Source organism: Frondihabitans sp. PhB161 (assembly GCF_003814635.1).
In the GTDB taxonomy this organism is placed as follows: domain Bacteria; phylum Actinomycetota; class Actinomycetes; order Actinomycetales; family Microbacteriaceae; genus Frondihabitans.
The window spans coordinates 645,871-665,352 of the sequence record NZ_RKQW01000001.1 but is presented as its reverse complement, the minus strand read 5'-3'; the positions used below and the strand labels follow the sequence as shown (position 1 = coordinate 665,352).

At 67.5% G+C, this 19,482-nt stretch carries 20 protein-coding genes; 9 read left to right on the top strand and 11 right to left on the bottom strand.

Annotation, left to right across the window (positions count from 1 at the left end; translation table 11 throughout):
• Nucleotides 1–65: 65 nt before the first annotated feature.
• On the bottom strand, nucleotides 66–1,232 hold the full coding sequence (locus EDF39_RS17765; protein WP_158613145.1) for an NlpC/P60 family protein: 1,167 nt from the start codon (nucleotides 1,230–1,232) through the stop codon (nucleotides 66–68).
• Nucleotides 1,233–1,314: 82 nt separating this feature from the next.
• Nucleotides 1,315–2,313 (bottom strand): alpha/beta hydrolase, encoded by a 999-nt coding sequence (locus tag EDF39_RS03275; RefSeq protein WP_123940453.1) that lies wholly within the window; start codon nucleotides 2,311–2,313, stop codon nucleotides 1,315–1,317.
• A gap of 118 nt (nucleotides 2,314–2,431) precedes the next feature.
• Here EDF39_RS03275 and EDF39_RS03270 point away from each other — a divergent pair, with 118 nt between their 5' ends.
• The 3 genes from EDF39_RS03270 to EDF39_RS03260 are packed head-to-tail and all read left to right on the top strand — an operon-like array spanning nucleotide 2,432 to nucleotide 5,821.
• Nucleotides 2,432–2,893, top strand: a complete 462-nt coding sequence (locus EDF39_RS03270) for a MarR family winged helix-turn-helix transcriptional regulator (RefSeq protein ID WP_199726127.1) — start codon at nucleotides 2,432–2,434, stop codon at nucleotides 2,891–2,893.
• Nucleotides 2,890–4,086 (top strand): hypothetical protein, encoded by a 1,197-nt coding sequence (locus EDF39_RS03265; protein WP_199726126.1) that lies wholly within the window; start codon nucleotides 2,890–2,892, stop codon nucleotides 4,084–4,086. The genes EDF39_RS03270 and EDF39_RS03265 overlap by 4 nt, the downstream gene beginning before the upstream one ends.
• A gap of 1 nt (nucleotide 4,087) precedes the next feature.
• On the top strand, nucleotides 4,088–5,821 hold the full coding sequence (locus EDF39_RS03260) for a glycosyltransferase (RefSeq protein WP_123940451.1): 1,734 nt from the start codon (nucleotides 4,088–4,090) through the stop codon (nucleotides 5,819–5,821).
• A 31-nt stretch (nucleotides 5,822–5,852) separates the two neighbouring features.
• Here the strand turns inward: EDF39_RS03260 and EDF39_RS03255 are convergent, their stop codons facing one another.
• Entirely contained in the window at nucleotides 5,853–6,200 is a 348-nt protein-coding gene (locus EDF39_RS03255) for a LysR family transcriptional regulator (protein ID WP_055962423.1), read from the bottom strand.
• A gap of 36 nt (nucleotides 6,201–6,236) precedes the next feature.
• Here EDF39_RS03255 and EDF39_RS03250 point away from each other — a divergent pair, with 36 nt between their 5' ends.
• The gene (locus EDF39_RS03250; protein ID WP_055961546.1) at nucleotides 6,237–6,584 is read left to right on the top strand and encodes an MmcQ/YjbR family DNA-binding protein; all 348 of its coding nucleotides are present in this window, start codon (nucleotides 6,237–6,239) and stop codon (nucleotides 6,582–6,584) included.
• Between the two features lie 95 nt (nucleotides 6,585–6,679).
• Here EDF39_RS03250 and EDF39_RS03245 read toward each other — a convergent pair whose 3' ends face one another.
• Entirely contained in the window at nucleotides 6,680–6,895 is a 216-nt protein-coding gene (locus EDF39_RS03245) for a hypothetical protein (protein ID WP_123940449.1), read from the bottom strand.
• A 135-nt stretch (nucleotides 6,896–7,030) separates the two neighbouring features.
• On the opposite strand from EDF39_RS03245, the gene pucL reads away from it, so the two are divergent.
• Entirely contained in the window at nucleotides 7,031–7,924 is an 894-nt protein-coding gene (gene pucL / locus EDF39_RS03240; RefSeq protein ID WP_123940447.1) for a factor-independent urate hydroxylase, read from the top strand.
• A 5-nt stretch (nucleotides 7,925–7,929) separates the two neighbouring features.
• Nucleotides 7,930–8,406, top strand: coding sequence for a nucleoside deaminase (locus EDF39_RS03235; protein ID WP_123940445.1), 477 nt, complete (start codon nucleotides 7,930–7,932; stop codon nucleotides 8,404–8,406).
• Between the two features lie 150 nt (nucleotides 8,407–8,556).
• On the opposite strand, the gene uraH is transcribed toward EDF39_RS03235, so the two are convergent.
• Both uraH and uraD read right to left on the bottom strand, forming a co-directional pair.
• Nucleotides 8,557–8,883: a hydroxyisourate hydrolase gene (gene uraH, locus EDF39_RS03230; protein ID WP_055961555.1), complete on the bottom strand. Its 327-nt coding sequence runs from the start codon at nucleotides 8,881–8,883 to the stop codon at nucleotides 8,557–8,559.
• Nucleotides 8,880–9,398 carry a 2-oxo-4-hydroxy-4-carboxy-5-ureidoimidazoline decarboxylase gene (gene uraD, locus EDF39_RS03225; RefSeq protein WP_123940443.1) on the bottom strand — a complete coding sequence of 173 codons (519 nt, stop codon included), beginning with the start codon at nucleotides 9,396–9,398 and terminating at the stop codon, nucleotides 8,880–8,882. Before uraD ends, uraH begins: the two co-directional genes overlap by 4 nt.
• A 274-nt stretch (nucleotides 9,399–9,672) precedes the next feature.
• Between uraD and EDF39_RS03220 the strand changes: the two genes are divergently transcribed.
• The 3 genes from EDF39_RS03220 to EDF39_RS03210 are packed head-to-tail and all read left to right on the top strand — an operon-like array spanning nucleotide 9,673 to nucleotide 11,548.
• On the top strand, nucleotides 9,673–10,146 hold the full coding sequence (locus EDF39_RS03220) for a hypothetical protein (RefSeq protein WP_055961561.1): 474 nt from the start codon (nucleotides 9,673–9,675) through the stop codon (nucleotides 10,144–10,146).
• Nucleotides 10,147–10,163: 17 nt separating this feature from the next.
• Nucleotides 10,164–10,889 carry a hypothetical protein gene (locus EDF39_RS03215; RefSeq protein ID WP_233572945.1) on the top strand — a complete coding sequence of 242 codons (726 nt, stop codon included), beginning with the start codon at nucleotides 10,164–10,166 and terminating at the stop codon, nucleotides 10,887–10,889.
• A gap of 29 nt (nucleotides 10,890–10,918) precedes the next feature.
• Nucleotides 10,919–11,548, top strand: coding sequence for an NTP transferase domain-containing protein (locus EDF39_RS03210; protein WP_123940439.1), 630 nt, complete (start codon nucleotides 10,919–10,921; stop codon nucleotides 11,546–11,548).
• 36 nt (nucleotides 11,549–11,584) lie between these two features.
• On the opposite strand, the gene EDF39_RS03205 is transcribed toward EDF39_RS03210, so the two are convergent.
• The 5 genes from EDF39_RS03205 to EDF39_RS03185 all read right to left on the bottom strand — a co-directional run bounded on the left by EDF39_RS03205 (nucleotide 11,585) and on the right by EDF39_RS03185 (nucleotide 19,437).
• The gene (locus EDF39_RS03205; RefSeq protein WP_158613144.1) at nucleotides 11,585–14,938 is read right to left on the bottom strand and encodes a S8 family serine peptidase; all 3,354 of its coding nucleotides are present in this window, start codon (nucleotides 14,936–14,938) and stop codon (nucleotides 11,585–11,587) included.
• 147 nt (nucleotides 14,939–15,085) lie between these two features.
• Nucleotides 15,086–16,096 (bottom strand): LacI family DNA-binding transcriptional regulator, encoded by a 1,011-nt coding sequence (locus EDF39_RS03200; protein ID WP_123940435.1) that lies wholly within the window; start codon nucleotides 16,094–16,096, stop codon nucleotides 15,086–15,088.
• Between the two features lie 40 nt (nucleotides 16,097–16,136).
• The gene (locus EDF39_RS03195; protein WP_084816092.1) at nucleotides 16,137–17,054 is read right to left on the bottom strand and encodes a carbohydrate ABC transporter permease; all 918 of its coding nucleotides are present in this window, start codon (nucleotides 17,052–17,054) and stop codon (nucleotides 16,137–16,139) included.
• Nucleotides 17,051–18,040 (bottom strand): carbohydrate ABC transporter permease, encoded by a 990-nt coding sequence (locus EDF39_RS03190; protein WP_123940433.1) that lies wholly within the window; start codon nucleotides 18,038–18,040, stop codon nucleotides 17,051–17,053. The genes EDF39_RS03195 and EDF39_RS03190 overlap by 4 nt, the downstream gene beginning before the upstream one ends.
• A 71-nt stretch (nucleotides 18,041–18,111) precedes the next feature.
• The gene (locus tag EDF39_RS03185; RefSeq protein WP_123940431.1) at nucleotides 18,112–19,437 is read right to left on the bottom strand and encodes an ABC transporter substrate-binding protein; all 1,326 of its coding nucleotides are present in this window, start codon (nucleotides 19,435–19,437) and stop codon (nucleotides 18,112–18,114) included.
• Between the last annotated feature and the right edge of the window lie 45 nt (nucleotides 19,438–19,482).

Here is a 19,482-nt window from a genome sequence, read left to right as displayed (position 1 = left end):
CAAAAGCGTCGTTTCCACCCGCTCAGGCGCCAGATCGGCCGATTTTGCCAGAGTCCTGAACGGACCTAGCCGGCGATGCGCACGAAGTGGTGCGCTTGATCCCAAATGGGGCGGACGGTCACGAAACCGCCGGGCTTCGGCGCGTCGAGGATCATGCCGTTGCCCGCGTAGATGCCGTCGTGCTCTTCGTTGTCGAAGACGACGAGATCGCCGGGAACGGCCTCGCTCTGCGAGATCGTCGTGCCCATGGCGTCTTGCGTCGGCACGTAGTGCGGCAGGTCGATGCCGAACTGCGCGTAGACGAACATGATGAGGCCGGAGCAGTCGAATGCGGAGGGGTCGCCGCCGCCGTGCACGTAGGGGGTACCGAGGTACTGCAGGGCGACCTGGAAGACCTCGGCGCGATCGAGGTGATCGTAGAGCGGCTTGGCCAGGTAGTCGGCGGCGGAGGGCCCGGTGTAGTCGGTGACCCCCAGGGCTTCGCGGGCCGAGATCGCGGTCTTCTCGTAGTCGACGACCGAGGTGGCGCCGTAGCCGTCGCGGGCTCCGACCGTGGTGGTCACGCTGCTCGAGACGGCGTACTGCTGGCTGCCCGACGCAACCGATGCGGCGCCCGTACCCGTGCCCGCAGCGAATGCCTGGCTCTGCGTGGCGTCGAGCGCCGGGATGATGCTGGTCGCGACGATGCCGCAGACGATCGTGAGCAGACCGACGCGTCGAGCGGTCGTGGCGACACTGCCGCGACGGGTGCGAGCGACTGCGGCCGGGCGCACCGCAGCGGTCTGCGGGGCGGTGCGGCGGCGGGGAGCGGCAGGAGCCGAGACGAACGTCTGCCGACGCCCGTGCACGTGCCCGGGGATGCTCGCCGCGAGCCCGCCGAACGAGCCGGTGGTCGACGAGGTCGGGGCAGAAAGCGCAGGATCCGACACGGCCGGCGACTCGACGACGGGCGCCTCGGTTGCAACTCGGGTGGCCGCGGGCGCAACGACGGGCGAGGTGGGCGCAGCCGCGGGGGCACCGGAGACGAGCTCGGCCGCAGCGGCGGCCTCGCGGGCCGCTCGCGCGGCGCGGCGGGGGCTGATGACCGTGTCGAGCACCGGGGCGGATGCGCCGCCGACCTCGGACGCACCGGCAACTCGGGGAAGGTCGTTGCTCTGGGAGACGACAGGAGCCGCTCGACGACCGGAGCGGCGGGTTAGCGGCTCAACGGAGGCGAGGTCTGTCGTTGTCATCGGCATCCACCCTAGGGGGGATTTTGGGGCCGGATCAACCTCCATTCCTAGGGTCGCGGTCTTCTCGCGATATCCGGTTCAACTAGGGGTTGAGGGTCGTGCTCAGAAACTTCACGGTCGCCTCGTAGGCTTCGCGGGCCTCGGGCAGGTGCGCGTGGAACTGGTACTCGTGCGGCAGACCGGGTCGGCGCCCGTCCTGCCAGAGGAGCCGAGCGACCGGCACTCCCAGCTCGGTGAGGCGATCGGCGAACGGGATCGACTGGATCCTGGTGAGGGGATCCGCGTCGCCGCCCGACACGAACGAGGGCGGAAAGGCGGAGGTGAGAGCGGGGAGCGTCGAGAGGCCCGCCGCCCGCCGCGAGCGCGTCCAGCGACGGGTGCCGGTGTAGGCCCACAGTGCCTTGTGGAACCCCCACGCCATGATGCCCCGCAGTTCGGCCACGGCCTCGAAGTCGTAGATGCCGCAATGCAGGATCGTCGCTGCGAGCTGCTCGGGGCGGAGGCTCGGCTCGAAGCCGATCCGCGCGGCGTAGGCGGGGTTCGTCACGGCGGCGGCGAGCTGGCTGACGAGCTGCGCACCGGCCGAGTCACCGGCGAGCACGATCCGGCCGGGATCGACGCCGAGTTCGGCGGCGTTGGAGAGGAGGTGCCGGAGGGCGTCGTCGATCTGGCGGAGCGGCGTGGGGTAGCGAGCGTTTGGGCCGACCGTGTAGTCGACCGCCACCGTCGTGTAGCCCTCGGAGGCCAGGTCGCGGACGTAGGGGCGGACGTCGGCCCGCGACCCCGAGACCCAGGCGCCGCCGTGGATCCACACGATGGTCGGGCGGGGGCGCACCTCGCCGAGAGGGCGGTAGAGGTCGTAGCGAAGGTCGTCTCGGATCCTGCCGTAGCGAATACCCGGGCGCTCCACCACCGGCCCGGCAGTCGAGTACTGCTCCATCTCGCGCACGCATGATCGGGTGCCGCGGTCGAACAGCCACCGGATCGCGGCCACCGCCGGGCGGGGCGTGATCAGCTCACTCGTGACGACGGCGCTTGCGGTCAGGGCTGCCAGGCCGAGGAGGGCGGTGGGGGTGCGCATCGCTCCAGTCTGACCCGTCTACACCCCTCCCTTGGGGGCTTGGAACGGACGGTGAGAATTTTTACCCTTGGACTATCCGGCCTCTGAACTTCAGACCGGAGATCCACCGGGAGTAGACGTGATCACCACCCAGAGCGCAGCCGAGGCTCCCGACGAGACGAGCGTGCACCACCTGTTGGGCGCGTTCCAGCGGTTTCAGGGTCAGAACGAGCGCATGACCTCGCAGCTGATTGTCGACCACGGGGTCGGCGCCGTCGAGCTTCGAGCCCTGCTGACTCTTCGCGTTCACGGCGAGATGACCCTGACCCGGCTCGGGCAGCTCCTCTGTCAGATCCCCAGCACGATCACGTTCCTCGCCGACCGCCTCGAGAAGGCCGGCTACCTCGCGCGACGACCGAACCCCACTGATCGGCGCAGCCTGCTGGTCTCGCTGACGTCGGAGGGCCGAGAGGTCGTCGCGGACATCTGGGAGCGCTACCGCGTGCTGTTCAGCACCGTGGTCGATCGCGATGACGTCGGCCGGCTGACGCGGGTGTTCGACGACCTGAGCGCAGCCATACCGGTCGAGGCGACGCGATGACCGTCCTGCCGACCGGGGCGGCCCCCGCGCGCACAGAGTCGACCGTCCTGCCGCGCGTCGCGCCCCGCCAGCCCCGCGTCCGCCTGGACGCCTTCCCCCGCAAAGCCTCGAACCGCTGGCTGCTACGACTCGCGCTGGCCGCGCCCTTCGTCGTCATCGCGCTGATCGAGCACTTCTCCGGCGGACTCACGTCGGGCACGACCGTCAACCAGGATCTCCTGGCCCGGGTCGATCAGATCGACTGGACCCGCGCCGATGTGTCGTGGGTCGGCAGCCTCTACCCGCCGATCGGCACGGTGTTGGCCTCGCTCATCCCCGGCGGAACGCTCGGTCTCGGTATCGCCGGCGCCGTCGTGGCAGGGCCGTTCCTGCAGCAGATGATCGAGGTGATGCACCAGCGCCGGTTCCCCCGGATCAAGGCGACCGCGTTCTTTATCGCCCTCGCGGTCAATCCCCTCTTCGCCTACACGGTCACCACGAACTTCGAGGCTTTCCTCGGCATCGCGTTCTTCGGGGTGGGCGCGATCAACATGTTCCGCTTCATCGTGAACCGCAACACCCAGGCGGGCTTCCGGGCCGGGCTCCTCTTCATGGTGAGCGCCCTGAGCAGCACCAGCGGCCTCGTCTACATCGCCGTCGCCGGCGTCACCGCGCCCCTGCTGACGCTCGCACGGCGAGGTCAGCGCGGAGCGCGTGCCTCGAACATCCTCGTGATCCTCTTCCCCACCCTGTCGACCTTCGTGACGGTGTTCTTTCTCCAGCTCGTGTTCCTCCACCGCCCCTTCGCTGTGCTGACGACCCAGTTCACCTACGACCCGACTCGCTGGGCGCTCTTCCCGCAGCTCGTCACAACCCTGAACGGCTTTCTGATCCTCGCTCCGATGCTGTCCGGCTGGGCCCTGGCGCTGCTCGTCCGACGGCCCGGCGCGATCCTCATCTCGACGTTCCTCTTCGTCGCGCTGATCTTCGGCTACGTGTTCGACCTCATCCCGCTGAACGCGGCCGGCAACACGTTTTTGATCATGACCATGATGGGCATCGCGATCCTGCCCGCCGCCACCACGAGGCGGGCGACGACCCTGATCACCATCGTCGCGGGGGCGCAGATCATCATCGCCTGGGCGGCCGCCTACAACCGTCCGGTCGTGCTCGACTGGATGGGCTCTCTCACGCACGCGCTCGGATGGAACTGATATGGACGCCACGACGACCTCGACCCCCCTGGTCTCCGAGCCGGGCGCTGGTCGGCACCGCGCCGGCCGCCCCCTGTCGCTCGATCCGGCCTGGGCCCACTCGATCGACCTCGACCTGGTTCGACGAGGATCCGGGCAGCGCTACATCACCGAAGACTGGCTGCCCCTGCGCCGGCTTGCCGACGGCACCCTCCTGATCGCCTCCACCGAGAGGTTCAACGACGCCGCCCTCGCCGACGCTCTCAGCGAAGAGTTCGACGAGCCGGTCGTCTTCACGCGCGTTGGGCCGTGGGAGCTCAAGAGCATCGCCCTCAAAGTCTTCGGCGACAAGGTCGCCGATGACGCCGCGAACGCTTTGTTCCTCCGCAACCCCGAGCTCTCGGGCCGGATCGTGTTCTCGAGAAGCCAGAAGATCTCGGGCCTCGTCTTCGGCATCGCGCTGGTCGTGCTCGCTCTGCTGTGGCCGCGCCAGACGGCGATCGGCGTGCTGGCGACGGTGAGCCTGGTGTTCCTCGCCGGAACCGCCTTCAAGTTCTTCGTGTCTCTACAGGGCGCGCGGTTCGACGTCGTGGAGCGCATCACCGACACCGAGGTCGCCGAGCTCTCGGACGACGACCTGCCGGTCTATACGGTCTTGGTACCCGTGTTCCACGAGGCGAACATCGTCGCGCAGCTGATCGACAACCTCGGCGGGCTCGACTACCCGGTGCACAAGCTCGAGGTACTCATCCTGATCGAAGAGGAAGACCTCGAGACGCGCCAGGCCATCGAGAAGGCCGAGCCGCCGGCGCACTTCCACATCGTCACCGTGCCGAAGGGGCACCCGCAGACGAAGCCCCGCGCCTGCAACGTCGGCCTCTTCCTCGCCTCGGGCAGCTACCTCGTGATCTACGACGCCGAAGACACCCCCGATCCCGATCAGCTCAAGAAGGCCCTGATCGCGTTCGACCGCGGCGGCGACGACACCGTGTGCGTGCAGGCGGCGCTCAACTACTTCAACGCCACCGAGAACGCCCTCACCCGCATGTTCACGCTCGAGTACTCGTACTGGTTCGACTACATGCTCGCGGGCCTCGACCGCTCGAACCTCCCGATCCCCCTCGGCGGCACGTCGAACCACTTCCGCACCGAGGCGCTCATCGAACTCGGCGGCTGGGATCCATACAACGTGACCGAAGACGCCGACCTCGGCATTCGAGCCTCCACCATCGGCTACCGCGTCGGCGTGATCAACTCCACGACGATGGAGGAGGCCAACACCTCCATCCCGAACTTCATCCGCCAGAGATCGAGGTGGATCAAGGGCTACATGCAGACCACGCTCGTGCACGCGAGGCGACCCGTCGCCCTCATCCGCGAGGTCGGTATCGTCCGGTTCCTCGCCTTCGCCCTGCTGATCGGGGGCACACCGGCAACGTTCCTCGGAGTGATCCCGTTCTATTTGCTGACGGCGGCCTCGCTGGCGATCCCGAGCACGGTCATCTCGTCGGTGTTCCCGGTCTGGGTGCTCTGGATCTGCCTGTTCAACTTCCTCATCGGCAACGGGATCATGGTGTACCTGTCGATGATGGGGCCTTTTAAACGCGGAACGTTCAACCTGATCCTGTGGTCACTTTTGAACCCGGTGTACTGGATCCTGCACTCGCTCGCCGCTTACAAGGGGCTCTGGCAGCTGCTGACCCGCCCGCACTACTGGGAGAAGACCGAGCACGGTCTGACGCAGCAGACGTCGTAGCGTTCGTCCCGTCGAGAACTCAGGATCCGCGTCAGCGCCCTTGACGCTTCTTGAAAGGCTTGGGTTCGCCCTTGAGCACCTTGCCGCGTCCGACACCCTTCGAGGCCTTCGCTTTGCCGCCTGCCGGCTTCGGCTCGGGCGGAGGCGGGGTCGAGGGCTTGGCGAGCTCCGCGTAGGCGTCGGCGAGCGCCGCCTGACCGGCCCGCGTCAGTCGCGGTTCGGGGTCGGTGCGGTCGAAGAGCGTCTTGCCGTATTCGGCCTCGATGGCGGCGAGCGACGAGTTGAGTTTCTGGCGCGAGATGTCGAGCCGCTGAGCCGCTCGGGGAAAGTGCAGCTCCTCGGCCGCGACGACGAAATGGCGCAGCTGGCTGATCTTCACCTGCACAACTTACCGTCGGTGCGGCAGGATCGACGCATGGACGACCAGGCGGCATACGACCTCTGCGCCAATCTGCCGTCGGCGGAGCTGACGCACCCGTTCGGTTTCGAGACGGCGGTCTACAAGGTGCGCGGCAAGGTCTTCGCCCTCTCGCCGCTCGTGGGCGATCGCGGGTCGATCACGCTGAAGGTCGATCCGGAGGACGCCCTCGTGCTGGTGCGCGACCACGACGAGATCACGCCGGGCTACCACATGAACAAGCGGCACTGGATCACGGTCGACCTCGACGGCGCCCTGCCCGACGACCTCGTGGCGGATCTGATCGCCGAGTCGTACCGCCTCGTGGTGCAGACGTTGCCCCGGGTGCGGCGGCCGGTGGCGTGATGCGTTTGGGCCGGGTCGCACCCGCCGGATCCTGAGGAAGCGACGCAGGCCGCAGGCCGGGACTGCGCCCAGCCCAGAGCTCACGGAGTTGCGCTCTACGGAGTCGCGCTCGACGACGGGCTCGGCGACACAGTCGGCACCGGAACGTTGTCGCTCGCATGAATCGTGCTGACGAAGATGATCACGACGACCGCGACGGTCGCGACGGCGCCGAGCACGATGAAGAGGAGTCGTCGGCGCATGGTGCGCTCCTCCTCGAGAAGGCGCTCTTCTTTGCGACGTTGCGCTGCTCGCTGTGCTTTCGATGCCACGCGTCGACGCTAGCGGATCGGAACCGGCCACGAGGGATCCTGAGCGCTATGACAGTCGACTCCGGCCCGATTCGCGTCATCGCCCGGAACGACGGTGAAACATCCCTGTCACACGATGTTGACAGAATCAACATCATGGCGATCATCCTCGGAGACAACCAGTACGGAAAAGCGGAGTCGCGCGTCGTGCGCATCGTCCGCGACACCGCTCGACACGAGATCCACGACCTCAATGTGACGACGGCTCTGCGGGGTCCGTTCGCCGAGGCGTACCTCTCGGGCGACCAGTCGAACGTGCTGCCCACCGACACGCAGAAGAACACGGCGTACGCGTTCGCAAAGACGAAGGGCGTCGAGGCGATCGAGCAGTACGGTCTCGAACTCGCACGCCACTTCGTGACCGAGACCGACCCCGTCGAGGGCGCGCGCATCGAGATCGAGGAGTTCGCCTGGGAGCGAGCGCTCGTCGACGGCACCGAGCACGACCACACCTGGCTGCGCAAAGGGCAGGAGGTGCGGACCGCCGCGATCACGGTCGACGCCACGGGCGAGTATGTGATCGGCGGGCTGAAAGACCTGGTGCTGCTGAAGAGCACGGGTTCGGAGTTCGCCGGCTTCCTCTCGGACGAGTTCACCACCCTGCCCGAGACCCACGACCGCGTGATGGCGACCGCCCTCGACGCGAAGTGGCGCTTCACCTCGGTCGACGTCGACTGGAACGCCGTCTACCCCGAGATCAAGGCGCTCATGGTCAAGGAGTTCGCGACCCTGCAGTCGCTGGCCCTGCAGCAGACGCTCTGGCACATGGGTACGGCCGTGATGGAGGCCTTCCCGTTCATCGCCGAGGTGCGACTGAAGGCGCCGAACAAGCACCACTTCGACTACGACCTCGGTCGTTTCGGCATCGAGAACCGCGGCGAGGTCTTCTTCGCCTCCGATCGTGCCTACGGGCTGATCGAGGCGACCCTCCTGCGCGATGACGCTCCGCCGGCGAACGACGCCTGGCGCGCCTCCGCTGGTCTAGCGTGAACGCAGTGAACACACTTCAGGATCCGGGATACCTCGCTCAGGCCATCGCGCTCGCCCAGCAGAACGTCGCCGAGGGTGGCGGTCCGTTCGGCGCCGTCATCGTGCGTGACGGCGAGGTGATCGCGACCGGCCAGAACCGGGTGACTCGCGACTTCGATCCGACCGCGCACGCCGAGGTCGTCGCGATCCGTGCCGCCTGTCAGGTCGTGGGTGACTTCTCGTTGGCGGGCGCCACGCTGTACACGTCGTGTGAGCCGTGCCCGCTGTGCCTGTCGGCGTCGCTCTGGGCCCGGCTCGACCGCGTCGTGTTCGCGGCCGACAGGTACGACGCCGCTCGCGGCGGGTTCGACGATCTCGCGTTCTACGAGTTGTTCGCCACTCCCCGGTCGGAGTGGGATCTGCCGATCGACTCGGTGCGCCCGGACGACGCGTCGGCTCCGTTCGACGACTGGCTGGCCAAAGAGGGCCGGACCGACTACTAGCTGTCAGCTGTAGCCCGCTTCGCTCCACTCGGGGCCAATTTGCGAGTGGTTTTTGCTTACCGACGTGTATCGGCAGTAACGGGTGTGACTCGCGGTGCGGATCGCTCTCAAATTCGCGGCTACGTGCGGCGTCACACCCATAAATCCGGCTCAGCTGCCGCGATACGTCGAGTAGGCGAACGGGCTCAGCAGCAGGGGCACGTGATAGTGCGCCTCGACGTCGGCGAGATCGAAGTCGAGCGTGACTCGCGGGTAGAACGTCGGGGTACCCGAAGCCGCGAAGTAGGCGCCGGTCGCGAACACCAGTCGGTACGCGCCGGCCGCGAGCCGGTCGGGGCCGAGTGAAGCGACGCGCCCATCGGCATTCGTGGTGCCGGTCGCGAGAACCAGGCCCGAAGGATCCTGCAGTTCGACTGCCACACCGACCGCCGGGCGCCCCACCGACGAGTCGAGCACGTGCGTCGTGACGTGGCTCATGCGCGGGGTTTTGTCGAGGTTGCGTCGTCGGCGTAGACCGATTCGAGGCGGAGGACGGCGATGTCGCGCAACTCCTGGCCGACGATCGACAGCTCGGTGTCATCGTCGAGTTTGAGTCGGCGGTCGAGCTCGTCGACGATCTCGGCACGGCTGCGCCCGGCGGCCCGGATCAGGAACACGCGGTCGAAGCGCGCCTCGTAGGTCGCATTGCCCTCGGCGAGGGCCTTCAGCAGGTGTTGGTCGTCGACATCGACAGCCTGCTGTTCGCGCCGGCTGAACTCGGCGGCGGCGTCGGCCCCGGTCGGTTTGTCGCCGATGCGCGGGTGAGACTCCATCGCCTCGTCGATCTCGGCCGGACTGAGCGGGGTGGCGGACGCGTGCGCGGCGTCGCGGAGAGCAGGCCAGTCGGCGTAGGGCGATGCTGCCGCGACCTCACGAACGAAGCGGGAGACGTGCAGGGCTGCGGAGAGGTCGGCTTCGGAGACGTCGATCATGGTGTGGTCAACTGTAGCCATGGCCACCCTGCACGGCATTGTCCTCGCCGCGGGCGCCAGGGTTGATTAGCACTCCCGTCCTGCATCTATACAGATCCGTACCGACGGCGGTACCTTTGTGTCTATGCCTGAGGAGAGTGTCGCCGACTTCGCCAAGCGAGAGGGCATTTCACCTCGACGTGTCCGCGCGCTCATCGAGCAGGGCTCAATCCCAGCACGACAGGTAGGACGTCTTTGGCTTGTCGACCAGGCCTCCGCCCACCGACCGGCAGCGAGTCGCCCCCTTGCAGACCGTATGCGGGCTAACCTCCTCGCCGTCCTCTCCGGAGATGCCACGGAGGGCCTGTCCGCCTCTGAACGCGCCCGGCTTCGCCGCTACCTGAGCGAGCTCGCTCACAGTCCGCACCCCGACCGCATCCTGAGTGCGTGGGTACCAGACAGCGCACCCCTGAGGCTTCAGGTCGCCCCCAGCGACCTCGACGATCTCTCCGAGGACGACCGCCTGGTCAAATCCGGCTTCAGTGATCCGCGGGCCGAAATCGCCGGCGCAGGTCAGCTCGAGGCCCGCGTCGCCAAGGCAGAAGTCGACGCGATCCGCCGCGAGTACCTGCTCCGCCCCTCCCAGCAGCCCAACGTTTTCCTGCACGTATCCGACGAGAAGCCGCCCTCGCCTCTACCCCTCGGGCTTCTCCTGGTCGATCTCGCACATCATGAGGGTGTCCGAGAGCGCTCCCGCGTCGCCGAGCTCTTCCACGAGGTCGACGCGTGACTATTCGGGCACCAGCCATGACGAGCGCGCAGGCCGAGGCATGGCACGCGCTGTTCCAGGTCTACGAGGCGCACCCAAAGCACTGGGCACTCGTCGGCGGCCAAATGGTTCACTCTCTGTGCTGGGAGCGAGGGGCCGCCCCACCACGACCCACACAAGACGCCGACACCGTCCTCGACATTCGGGCTCAGCCGAAGATGCTGTACGACTTCACAGCGACCCTCAATCGCCTCGGGTTCGAGTCCGCAGGAGAAGCTCCGTCCATCATCGAGGGCGCTAGGGGCGTCCAGCACCGCTGGCGGAGGGGAAAGGCGCAGATCGACGTGCTCATCCCGCGCTTCCTGGGCGAGCGAGCCGACAACCGGGTCGGAGTGACCGGCGGCCGGACCATCGCAGCACCGGGCGGGCAAGGTGCGCTCGACCGATCCGAAGTGATCGAGGCAGAGGTGGAAGGCGTCGTGGGTCGCGTCCTCCGCCCCACACTGCAAGGAGCCATCGTCGCCAAGTCGTCTGCGATGCTCATTGGTGAAGGCGCGATCGGTGATCGTCACCTCAACGACCTCTCAATCCTCGCCTCTCTCGTCACCCGTGCAGACCGCATCGGCCACGGCCTCACACGTGCAGAATCCGCCAGGGTCCGTTCCGCGTATGGCCTCGTCCTCGCCCGTCCGCCATTGCATCTCGTCGTCGGCGTCGACGCCGCGACCATCGAAATCGTCCGCGATCAAGTCATCCTCGCCTGAGGCGCTCTGACGCCTGCAACACTGAAGCCATGGCCACCCTGCACGGCATCGTCCTCGCCGCGGGCGCCGGAACGCGAATGGGGCGGGCGAAGGCGCTGATGCGCCACCCCGACGGCACACCATGGCTGGCGGAGGCCTGCGCGATGCTGACCAGCGCAGGATCCTCCTCGGTCACAGTGGTCCTCGGATCCTCGTCCGATGAGGCGCGTGGCCTCGTGCCACCCGGCGTGCACGTGGTGGTCGCTCGTGACTGGGCGTCGGGGATGGCCGCCAGCCTGCGGGCGGGGCTCGATGCCGCCGCGGCGAGTGACGCCGATGCCGCGCTCATCACGCTGGTCGACCTCCCCGGGCTGCCCGCGAGTGTCGGCCTTCGCGTTTCGGCCGACTTCGAGGGGGTCGACGCCCGCGCCGTTCTCCGGCAGGCCGTCTTCGGCGGTCGCCCGGGCCACCCGGTGCTCATCGGCCGTGACCACTGGGCAGCCCTTGCGTCCGAACTCAGCGGTGATCGCGGCGCCCGGCCGTACCTCGCGCGTCACGGTGTCTTCGAAGTGGAGTGTGGCGACCTGGCTACCGGCGACGACGTCGACCGGCCCCAGACGGACGACCGGCCTGGAATACACAACCGGCCCCAGACAGGCGACGGGCCCGGAACCCCCTGAGGGATCCCGGGCCCGCCCGGCGTCAGTCGCCCGCCGTTACTTCTTCTTGGTGGTCACCGTTACCGTCTGCGCCTGCTTGGCCACCGCGTTGTGCAGGTGGAGCAGCAGGATCTGCTTCGTGCTCGCCTTGGTGCGGTGCACCGCGATGCCCGGCGACTGGTCGCGCAGCAGAACTCCGCCGAGGTCGTCGGCCTTCTTCTGCGAGAACCAGAGCGACGGCTTGAGCGCATCGAAGCTGGCGGAATGGGTGCTGTCGACCACAGTGCTGTCGGTCTCGGCAAGGCCCGGCGCGTAGTTCGAGAACGTCGCGACGTGATAGTTGAACGCGGTCGATTTCGACTTCGTCGTGTAGCCGAGGGCGGCGAGGGAGACCGGGAGGACTGCCACGGAGCTGTCGAACGTGTTCACGTCTTTATCGAGGTAGTTCGCGTTGTAGGGCTGGAGGTCGACCGTCTTGTTCGTGGACAGGTTGTCGGTGGCCACGAACGTCGCGTCGACCGAGGCCGATTTCGTCACGTACGACACGAAGTCGTCGGTGCCGTCGCGGTTGGTGTCGATGAAGACCTCCGGGGCTCCGTCGAGACCGGGGTTCGCGATCGGGCCGGCGGTCTTGATACCGAACGACACGATCCCCTTGTTCTTGTCGGTGAGGTTCGGCGCGTTGCTCGATGCTCCGACCGCGAGGATGTCAGCGCCGGCGAGGCTCTGCTTCGGGCTTCCCGTGGGGAAGGTGAGCTTTGCGCTGTTCGCCCCCAGCACGAACGGGGCGGCGAGGCCCAGGTAGGCCTGCGATCCCGTTCCCTGGTTGAGCGTCGTACCCGAGATCTTCAGCGTCGCCTGGGTGCTCGTCGACTTCGCGAAGACGGGGCTGGTCGCGGTGTTGGCCGAGACCGGCTTGGGAGCGGCGAACACCGACAGGCGAAGGCCCGACTTGGTCCGATCGGCCGAGTCGAACTTCACGTAGCCGGAAGCGGCTGCGACGAACTCGCGGACGAAGTCGACCCCGCTGACGTTCGTCGTGGCGTCCTGCGTCGGGTCGATCACCTTGCGCAGCTTCGACGGGTCGATCTTCATCGTCAGCGTGAGGGTGGCGTCCCCGCGAGCAGGAACGACGACCTTCGGCGCCGAGAGAGTGAAGCTCACGCCCGGCTGTGTGATCCGGCTGCTGTACGACGTCGTGAACGTCTGCGAGGCGTTGCCGGAGTTGTGCAGCGTCAGAGTGCGGGTCGCGGTCTTTGCGGCCGAGACGGGGACGACCCCGAACGACGCCGACACGAGACCGGCGTTCTGCGTCGAGGTGACCGTCACCTGGTTGGTGACCGCCTGGAGCGCATCGATACGGCCGGTTCCCTGGCTCAGGGTCGAGTACAGGGTTCCGGCGGCGTTCTTCAGATCGTGGGTGGCCGTGTTCATGACCGCCTGCTTGACCTGGAGTGCGCTCCAGCCATCGTGCGCCTCGAACGTCAGCGCGGCGATGCCGGCCGTGTCGGGGGTGGCCATCGAGGTGCCGCTCTCGGCCTCGCGGTCGGTGCCCGTGCCGGACCTCACCGAGACGACGTTGACACCGGGGGCGGCGACGTCGGGCTTGATGATGTTCGAGTAGGAGCCGTGTACGCCGCGCGACGAGAAGGTCGCGAGGGTGTCGGTGAGCGTCGAGTCGATCGCCTGGTCGAAGAGCCGCAGCGAGTCTTTGAACGAGACCGTGACGGGGGTGCCCCCGGCCTCGGCGGCGGTGACGGCCGGGAGGAGCTTCGCGTAGGCGTCCTTGGTGATCTCGGCTCCGGGGATGACGGCGTTGCCGCTGATGCCCGCGTCGAACACGTTGACCGAGCCGCCGAGGAGCACACCGATGGCACCGGCCGCGGTGGCGTTGTCGAAACGCTTGACCGAACCACACTCGAGGGCGGTGTCGGTCCACTTCAGAAGAACGACCTTGCCCTTGACCTTGGCCGCGTCGGCGGCCGTGTACGGGTCACAGCCGGCGGCGTTGGCCGCGCTGGGGAGGGTGACGACGCCGTCGGTCAGCGCCAGCGGCTTCGTGTACGAGATCGAGTACTGGGCACGAATCGTGCCGGCGACCGACGAGGGAGCGGTGACGTCGACACCGTCGAAGACGGCGGCGCCGGTCGTGGCGGCCGCGACGGTGAGGGCGTTCTCCGCGTCTCCGGGGCTGCCGCCGATGTCGGTGAAGTCGCCGGCGTTGCCGCTGGCGATCACGGGCAGCACACCGCGAGCGACGAGGGAGTCGATCTTGGCGTTGTCGGGGTCGTCCGGGTTCGAGTAGTCGGACCCGAGCGAGAGGTTGATCACGTTGATGTCTTTGCCCTCGGTCAGCGCCTGGCCGACCCAGTCGAGGGCTGCACCGGTGAGGTCGGTCGAGCCGCCGCCGTCGCCGAACACCTTGAGCGAGTAGAGACCGGCGTCGGGCGCGGTGCCCGGGCCGATCGACATGGTCTTGACCTCGTCTTCGGTGAGCTTCGTGTAGTCACCCGTGAAGGTCTTCTTGTCGGAATCGAGGCCGAAGCCGGCCGCGGTGCCGGCCACGTGGGATCCGTGTCCGCCGCCGCGCCCGTCGATGGGGTTGGCGTCGGGGTTGGGGACCGGGTCGTAGGCCTGCGACGACGGGTCAGCGTCGTACGTCGGGCCGGCGAAGTCGGTGCCGCCGAGGAACTTCGCCGAGTCGAAGAGCGCAGGATCCGGCGCTCCCGTCGAAGAGAGAGCCTCGTCGTAGGCGGCCGTCGTTCCGGGGCCACCGAAGTCGGCGTGCGTGTAGTCGAGGCCGGTGTCGATGACCGCGATGTTGACGCCGGTGCCGGTGTGTCCGGTCTGCTGCCAGGCCTGGACGGCGCGGGTGTAGACGTCGGACGTCGAGTTCAGCGGCGAGGCCTCCCCCTTCGTTGCGACGGGGGTGGGAATGCTCTTCGGCGCGATCGGCGTGATGCTCACGACGTCGGAGCGGGCGGCGATGGTGGCGAGCGAGCCGGCGTCGGCGATGACGGCCACACCGGGAACGGTGTACTCGGTCGTGTAGAGCGTCGTGACCTTCGGGCCCTGGGCGGCGAGCGCCTTCGTGACGGCCGCCGCGTTCTGGCGGATGGCGCTCACGCGGTTCTTCGCGGCGGTCGACTGGGGTCGTCCGGTTAGCTTGCCGCCCTTGGCCGAGGCGTCAACGCTCAGTGCGCCGGTGCCCGATACGCGAATGAAGGCGGCGACGGATCCTTTGGCCTCGCGGAGCGGCGAGCTGAGCTTGAGCAGATCAGCGGTCTTCGAGGCGGAACCGAGGGGATTCGCCGGTGCCGCGGACGCGACGGTGAGTGGGGTGGAGACGAGGGCGATGGTGGCGGCGGCGACGACGCAGAGCGTTCCGACGGACCGGCGGGATGGGCGCACGTAGTTCCTTTGGGGAAGGTGAATCACGGTCGAGTTGGAGTGAGCCTGCCAGACTCAAAGTGACTTCACAACAAAACACGCGGGTTTTGCCAGACGGATCTGTCTAGCCGCTAGCGGGGGGCGAGATTATGCCACCGGAACCGCGAATCAGGTCGACTGGCGAACGACGAGCTCGGTGGGCAGCATCATCGTCGAGGTGCCGGCGCCGTCGATGATGTCGAGGAGCACCCGGACCATCTCGGCGCTGATGCGATCGAAGGGCTGACGCATCGTCGTCAACGCGGGGTGGGTCGAGGTCGCGAACGTGGAGTCGTCGAAGCCGCCGACTGCGACGTCCTCGGGAACGCGGCGCCCAGACCGCAGCAGCACGTCGATCGCACCGGCGGCCATCGCGTCGTTCGCGGCAAAGACGGCGTCGATCGTCGGGTCGGCCTCGAGAAGCGACTGCATCGCCGCCACGCCGCTATCGCGCGTGTAGTCACCGTGCCGCACGAGAGCCGAGTCGAAGTCGTCGCCGAGGGTACGGCGGTAGCCCTCGAGCCGGGCCCGCCCACCGGGGGTATCGCGCGGGCCGGCGACCGTCGCCAGGCGCGTGCGACCGCGACTCTGCAGATGCTTCGTCATCGCGATGGCGCCCTGGAGGTCGTCGGCCGCCACGACACCGAGCTCGCCCTCGAAGCCGAGGGGTTGACCCGCCGAGACCATCGGCACGTTCGCCTGGATGAGGCGCTCGACGAGCGGGTTGCCGTGGGCGGAGGTGAAGGCGAGGAGCACGCCGTCGACGTGGCCGGCCGCCACGTAGTTCAGGGCCCGGTTCTGCTCGGCCTCGTCGCCCGCCATGATCAAGACGAACGAGATGTCGCGCTTGCCGAGCTCGGCGGAAGTTCCCCGCACGAGAGCCGCGAAGTTCGGATCCTCGAAGAGAACCGCCTGGGTCTCGGTCAGCAGAAAGGCGATCGTGTTCGACCGGCTCATCGCCAAGCTCCGCGCCGCACCGTTGACGCGGTAGCCCGTCTTCTTGATGGCGGCCTGCACGGCGGCCTTCGACTCGGGGCTCACCCAGTTGCGCCCGTTCAGCACCCGCGAGACGGTGCCGCTCGAGACCCCGGCGACCGACGCGACGTCGCGGATCGTCGGTCGCCTGGCGGTCTCGGTCACGATTCGCAGTCTATTGCGGTCGATCGCCGAGACCACGGGATCAGGACTTGACGGCTCCGGCACCGAGATCGACCTTCCAGAACCGTTGGAGGACGAGGAACAGCACGACCAGCGGGATGATCGAGAGCAGCGCCCCGGTGATCACCAGCGAGTACAGCGCCGGGACGGTCGAGCCCTGGTTGAGCAGACCGTTGAGCCCCACGGTGATCGGGTAGAGGCGGTCGTCGCCGAGCATGATGTACGGCAGCATGAAGTTGTTCCAGATGCCCACGAACTGGAAGAGGAACACCGTCACGAGTCCGGGCGCCATCATGGGCACCGCGAGCCGCAGGAAGATGCGGAGATCGCTCGCCCCATCGGTGCGACCGGCCTCGATGATCTCGTTCGGCACCGAGGCACCCGCGTAGATGCGCGCCAGGTAGATGCCGTACGGGCTGATGATCTGCGGCAGCAGCACGGCCCAGTAGGTGTTGGTGAGGCCGACCTGCGCGAGCAGGAAGTACTGCGGGATCGCCAGGATCACGCCGGGCACCAGCACGCCGGCCAGCAGCACCATGAACGTGGCCTGCTTGCCCTTGAAGGTGTACTTCGCGAGGGCGAAACCGGCGAAGGCCGAGACCGCCGCCGAGAGGAACGCGCCGACTCCGGCGTAGAGGGCCGTGTTGAGCATCCAACGCCAGTAGAGGCCACCCCGGTACTGGGTGAGCTCGACGATGTTGTCGAACAGGTGACCCGAGGGCACGAAGGTGTTGCTGGTGAACAGGTCGCCGCCCGACTTGGTCGACGCCATCAGCACCCACGCCAGCGGCAGGAGGCAGTAGAGCGCGCCGAGCAGCAGGATGATCGTCGACGTGTAGCTGGTCTTGTCGTTCGCGCCGATCCGGCCCGACCGGTTCTTGGCCAACGGCGGGCGGCCCATCGACGAGCGCGAGGAGAGGGGCTTGGTGACGGTGCTCATGAGTTCTCCTCCTGGAAGGCGCGGCGCTGGACGACCCGGAGGAAGACGAACGAGAGCGCGAAGATCGTGACGGCGATGATGATCGACGTCGCCGAGGCCGAGTTGACGTCGTTGCGGATGAAGGCGTCGCGATAGACCTTCATGAGCGGGGTGTAGGTGCTCGAGATCGAGTTGGTGAGGGGCTTCAGCGTGGTCGGCTCGGCGAAGACCTGGAGGGTCGCGATCAGGGAGAAGATCGCCGTCATGATGAGCGACGGCAGGATGATCGGGATCTTGATGGCGAGGGCGACGCGGATCTCACTTGCCCCGTCGAGGCGAGCGGCCTCGTACAGATCGGTCGGGATCGCCTTGAGTGCCGTGTACATCACGACCATGTTGAAGCCGACGCCGCCCCAGAGGGCGATGTTGGCGATGGCGAAGATGACGGTGCCCTGCGAGAGGACGTCGGGCGACGGCAGGTTGAGTGCGTTCGCGAGGTCGACGAAGGGGCTGACACTCGGCAGGTAAAGGAATCCCCAGAGCAGGCTCGAGATGACGGCGGGGACGGCGTAGGGCAGGAAGATGACCACGCGCGAGAAGCCGGCGAGCCGGGTGCGCTTGGAGTCGAGGAGCAGCGCGAAGACGAGCGCGAGGACCAGCATGGCTGGCACCAGGATCAACCCGTACAGGCCCACCCGGCCCGCACTGGCGAGGAAGTCGGGGTCGGAGAACGCTGCGGCGTAGTTCGAGAGGCCCGCGAAGACCGTCTTTCGAGCGCCGGATCCGAGTCCGAGACCCTGCACCTCGGTCTTCTGCAGGCTGAGGATCAGCGTGTAGACGATCGGCGCCGCCATGAAGACGAGAAAGAGGATGGCCGCGGGGGCGAGCATCGCGTACGGGGTCGGATTGAAACGGCGACGGCGGGTGGCCCGGGGGGCCGGCGCGGACGGCTTCGCCGCCGGATCGCGCCCGGGGGCGGTCTGGTCGACGTCGACGGTGGTGGTCATTTCTAGTCCTCCTGGGGGAAGGGGGCGGGGCGGACCCTGACTTCGGGCCCGCCCCTGAGGAGTGGACGCTGCTATTTAACGGTGAAGCCGGAATTCTTGAGGTCGGCCACGGTGATCTTCTGCATCTGCGCGGCCGCGTCGAGGAACGCCTGCTGGCTCTTGGCCTGAGCTGCCTTGCCGAACTGGTCGTTGAATGCCGAGTAGGCGACGTTCACGTTCGGTCCGTAGGTGAAGGGCTTCACCGTCTCGGCGATCTTGGCGGCCTGGGTGTAGAAATCGGGCTGGTTCTTGAAGAAGCCGTTGCCGGTGGCGAGGGCCTCTTTCGAGTCGACCGTGTCGGCCGGGTACAGCCCGCCGTCGGTCACCATCTGGCTGACAGCCGTCTTGCTCGTGTTGAGCCAGGTGTTGAACTGCACGGCGGCCTTGACGTTCTTCGACTGCGAGGTGATCGCGACGGCCGACCCTCCCCAGTTGCCGGTGGCCTGCTCGCCCGCGGTCCACTGCGGGAGCGGCGCCATCTTCCACTTGCCGGCGGTCTTCGGTGCATTGCCGGCGAGGACGCCGGGCGCCCAGACGGCGCTGACCCAGCCGACCTGCGTGCCGGCGGCGAGGCCCTTGTTCCATTCAGGCGTGTACTGCGGCTGGTTGTCGATCACGCCGTCTTCGACGAGTCCGCCCCAGAACGACGCGACCTTCTTGGTCGCGGCCGAGTCGATGTCGACCGACCAGGAGTCCTTGTCGGAGCCCCACCAGGAGGCGCCGGCCTGCTGCGTGAGACCGGCGAATTCACCGGCGTCGGCGGACGAGAACGTGCCGAGGTAGTTCTTCGGGTCGGCCTCGTGCACCTTCTTCGCGGCGTCGGCGTATTCCGCCCAGGTGGTGGGCACGGAGAGCCCGAGCTTCTTGAAGATGTCAGCGCGGTAGTAGAACATCATGGGGCCGGAATCCTGCGGGATCCCGTACAGCGCGTCGGATCCTAGGGTCACCGACGACAGGACGCCGTCCGAGAACTTCGACGTCGTCGCATCGGAGACGTCTTTCTTGATGTCGATGATGGCGTCTGCCGACACGAGGGTCGGGATCTTCTGGTACTCAGCCTGCATGAGGTCGGGAGCCCCGGATCCTGCCTTGATGGCGGTGAGCAGCTTGGTGACGGCGGGGTCGCCCGCGTCGGTCTTGACGTAGGTGACCTGGATGTTCTTGTGGGTGGAGTTCCAGGTGTCGACGACCTTGTCCATGTTGGGGGCCCATCCCCAGAAGGTCAGCTTGACTGGCTTGTCGGCGGTGCCGAGACTGCCGTCGTTGCTGCTCGACGATCCGCTGCTCGAGCAGCCGGTCATGACCAGAGCCGCGGCCAGGACGCCCGCTCCGATTGCGGCGCGAATGGTTCTGCGCATTGTTCCTCCTCGTTGAGTGCCGAGCGTCTTCGCGTCGGCTGCTGT

Coding starts and splice junctions, on each gene's coding strand:
- EDF39_RS17765 (WP_158613145.1), bottom strand. CDS start 1,232: ATGACAACGACAGACCTCGCCTCCGTTGAGCCGCTAACCCGCCGCTCC.
- EDF39_RS03275 (WP_123940453.1), bottom strand. CDS start 2,313: ATGCGCACCCCCACCGCCCTCCTCGGCCTGGCAGCCCTGACCGCAAGC.
- EDF39_RS03265 (WP_199726126.1), top strand. CDS start 2,890: ATGACCGTCCTGCCGACCGGGGCGGCCCCCGCGCGCACAGAGTCGACC.
- EDF39_RS03260 (WP_123940451.1), top strand. CDS start 4,088: ATGGACGCCACGACGACCTCGACCCCCCTGGTCTCCGAGCCGGGCGCT.
- EDF39_RS03250 (WP_055961546.1), top strand. CDS start 6,237: ATGGACGACCAGGCGGCATACGACCTCTGCGCCAATCTGCCGTCGGCG.
- pucL (WP_123940447.1), top strand. CDS start 7,031: ATGGCGATCATCCTCGGAGACAACCAGTACGGAAAAGCGGAGTCGCGC.
- uraH (WP_055961555.1), bottom strand. CDS start 8,883: ATGAGCCACGTCACGACGCACGTGCTCGACTCGTCGGTGGGGCGCCCG.
- uraD (WP_123940443.1), bottom strand. CDS start 9,398: ATGGCTACAGTTGACCACACCATGATCGACGTCTCCGAAGCCGACCTC.
- EDF39_RS03220 (WP_055961561.1), top strand. CDS start 9,673: ATGCGGGCTAACCTCCTCGCCGTCCTCTCCGGAGATGCCACGGAGGGC.
- EDF39_RS03215 (WP_233572945.1), top strand. CDS start 10,164: ATGACGAGCGCGCAGGCCGAGGCATGGCACGCGCTGTTCCAGGTCTAC.
- EDF39_RS03210 (WP_123940439.1), top strand. CDS start 10,919: ATGGCCACCCTGCACGGCATCGTCCTCGCCGCGGGCGCCGGAACGCGA.
- EDF39_RS03195 (WP_084816092.1), bottom strand. CDS start 17,054: ATGAGCACCGTCACCAAGCCCCTCTCCTCGCGCTCGTCGATGGGCCGC.
- EDF39_RS03190 (WP_123940433.1), bottom strand. CDS start 18,040: ATGACCACCACCGTCGACGTCGACCAGACCGCCCCCGGGCGCGATCCG.
- EDF39_RS03185 (WP_123940431.1), bottom strand. CDS start 19,437: ATGCGCAGAACCATTCGCGCCGCAATCGGAGCGGGCGTCCTGGCCGCG.